The organism is Bacteroides cellulosilyticus DSM 14838 (assembly GCF_000158035.1).
Classification (GTDB): Bacteria; Bacteroidota; Bacteroidia; order Bacteroidales; family Bacteroidaceae; genus Bacteroides; species Bacteroides cellulosilyticus.
Map to the genome: position 1 here is coordinate 329,363 of NZ_EQ973489.1, position 2,495 is coordinate 331,857.

Consider the following 2,495-nt stretch of genomic DNA (forward strand, 5'->3'; position numbering starts at 1 on the left):
AATTCAAAGCGCAGTACGAAGCGAATCCGGAACAATGGAAGGCGGCTTTTCGCTGGTTGGCGTCGCACGACCTGACTACTATCGAGAAGGGAAAACATCCGGTAGAAGGAACATCACTTGTGGTTTCTGTTGAAGATAGTAAGAATGAACCGTTAGAGAAGCGGACATCCGAATCACACCGGAAACATATAGATTTGCAGTATGTGGTGAAAGGAACGGAGCGTTTTGCATTGCTGGATCATGAGTCTTCAAAGGCTAATTGCGAATATAGTGAGAAAAAAGATGTTATTCACTATGATTTTAATCCGGAAAAAACTACCTTTATCGACTCTGTTCCCGGTGAGTTCTTCTTATTCTTCCCGTCCGACTGGCATATTGCAAAGATAGCTACGGATAAGGAAGATCAGGATATAAGGGTGATCGTGATTAAGTTGGATTATATGTGATACACGCGCGTACCTATATTATAATAATAGCCTCATCTTATGAAAATAAGTCTATTGATAAAAGTAAGGGTGTAGTCGTAAGATTGCGCCCTTTCTTGTGATTAGGAGGAGAGATACTTTAGCTTTGTCAGGCTCTTGTTTGTCCCATTTTGTTTCTTCCCACTGAAACAAGAGTGCCTTGCCTAAGAAACAAAAGTTTCTTCCCTTTGAAATAAAAGTTTCTTGCCTGAGAAACAAGAGTGCCTTAACTGAGAAACAAAAGTGACTTGCCTATGCCTTTCGAGATGAGTAGGCACCGGGTTTATTTACTCCTTCGAAATGCCGTTGCTTTATCAACCAGAAAGTGGAAGAATCTGGCAGATATACTGTCGCCTGCTACTGTTAATGCTTCCGGGTGGAACTGTACTCCCCATATGGGCTTTCCATTAATATTTTCAATGGCTTCGGGAATGCTGTCCGTGGCCCATGCCGTAATCCGGAAACCGGGTGCTGCCTGCTTCACCGCCTGGTGATGATGCGTATTTGTGAAAAGCTCCGTTTGCCCCGTAATCTGAGCTATTGCGGAGCTTTGCAGGAGATGAACCGTATGTGTGGGCACACTGCTCGGTTCTTTTTGATTATGTCGTACGGTAGTGTCCGGGTATTGTGCCGGTATGTCCTGATAGAGTGTCCCGCCGAACGCTACATTTATCAATTGCTCACCCCTACAGATACCTAACATCGGTACATTGCGCTGTGCTGCAAGACGAATCAGGGCGATGTCGTAAACATCGCGCAGCGAATCAACCTCCCCCAGTTGCTCGATAGGTTCTTCATTATAATAAGAAGGGTGAATGTCAGCCCCTCCTATTAATATAATTGCATCCAGCCGGCTGACGATATCCGCCAAAACCGTACTGTCCGTTGTGATAGGGATGAGCATCGGAGTACCACCGGCTTGTATCACAGATTCTGTGTAAGTCATTCGGGCAGTCGAATAATCATTGGGGTGGGAGCAGGATATGCCGATCAATGGCCGTTGCCTGTGCGAGGCACCATTGGATTGGCATCCGCTGAACAATAGAAGAATCAACAGCGTGGTGGCGGATAGCAGTGCTTTCATTGTAAGTTTAAAGATTAGTGATTTATGCTGTAAAGTTAAGAAAATCTTTCTGTTAGTAGTGATGTGTTACATAACATAGTTTAGTAACACTGTCGATTTATTGCTTTTCTTTTGATAAATTCATAATTTGCGCCTCACAAAAATTAAGGGTATGCGAAGGCATACTGAGTTATTCATTTTAAATCTTATATATCATGAAAGTATATCAGACGAATGAAATTAAGAACATTGCCCTGCTTGGCAATGATGGCTCGGGTAAAACCACTCTCACAGAAGCGCTGCTCTTTGAGAGTGGTATTATAAAACGTCGCGGCAGAATTACTGCCAAGAATACAGTCAGCGATTACTTCCCGGTGGAGCAAGAATATGGCTATTCTGTGTTTTCCACCGTTTTCCATGTGGAGTGGAACGGTAAGAAACTTAATATTATAGACTGTCCGGGAAGTGATGACTTTGTTGGAGCTGCCATGACAGCACTCAATGTTACTGATACTGCAATATTACTTCTGAATGGCCAATATGGTCCTGAAGTGGGTACCCAAAATCATTTCCGATATACAGAAAAGTTAGGTAAACCGGTGATTTTCCTGGTGAATCAGCTTGACCATGAGAAGTGTGATTATGATATGGTACTGGAGCAGTTGAGGTCTGCTTATGGTTCGAAGGTAGTTCCCGTGCAATATCCGTTGGCTACCGGACCGAACTTCAATTCGTTGATTGATGTACTTTTGATGAAAAAATATTCGTGGGGCCCCGAAGGTGGTGCACCCACCATTGAAGATGTTCCTGCAGAGGAAATGGAAAAAGCAACCGAATTGCACAAAGCATTGGTGGAAGCAGCTGCAGAACACGATGAAAGCCTGATGGAGAAATTCTTTGAACAAGAATCTCTGACGGAAGATGAAATGCGTGAAGGTATCCGTAAGGGACTGGCTTCACGTGGCATG

General features: G+C 43.8%; 3 protein-coding genes. 2 read left to right on the forward strand and 1 reads right to left on the reverse strand.

The genetic code is table 11. The features are described from left to right. The coding region (locus BACCELL_RS03975) for a NanQ anomerase/TabA/YiaL family protein (RefSeq protein ID WP_007210269.1) at positions 1-446 on the forward strand (446 nt) is incomplete at its 5' end. 301 nt (positions 447-747) lie between these two features. Here BACCELL_RS03975 and BACCELL_RS03980 read toward each other — a convergent pair. Further along, on the reverse strand, positions 748-1,548 hold the full coding sequence (locus tag BACCELL_RS03980) for a gamma-glutamyl-gamma-aminobutyrate hydrolase family protein (RefSeq protein ID WP_044153282.1): 801 nt from the start codon (positions 1,546-1,548) through the stop codon (positions 748-750). A 194-nt stretch (positions 1,549-1,742) separates the two neighbouring features. Between BACCELL_RS03980 and BACCELL_RS25890 the strand changes: the two genes are divergently transcribed. Continuing rightward, the coding region (locus tag BACCELL_RS25890) for a GTP-binding protein (RefSeq protein ID WP_007210271.1) at positions 1,743-2,495 on the forward strand (753 nt) is incomplete at its 3' end.

Excerpts from the sequence above, each read along its gene's own strand:
- BACCELL_RS03980 (WP_044153282.1), bottom strand. The coding sequence starts at position 1,548 with ATGAAAGCACTGCTATCCGCCACCACGCTGTTGATTCTTCTATTGTTC.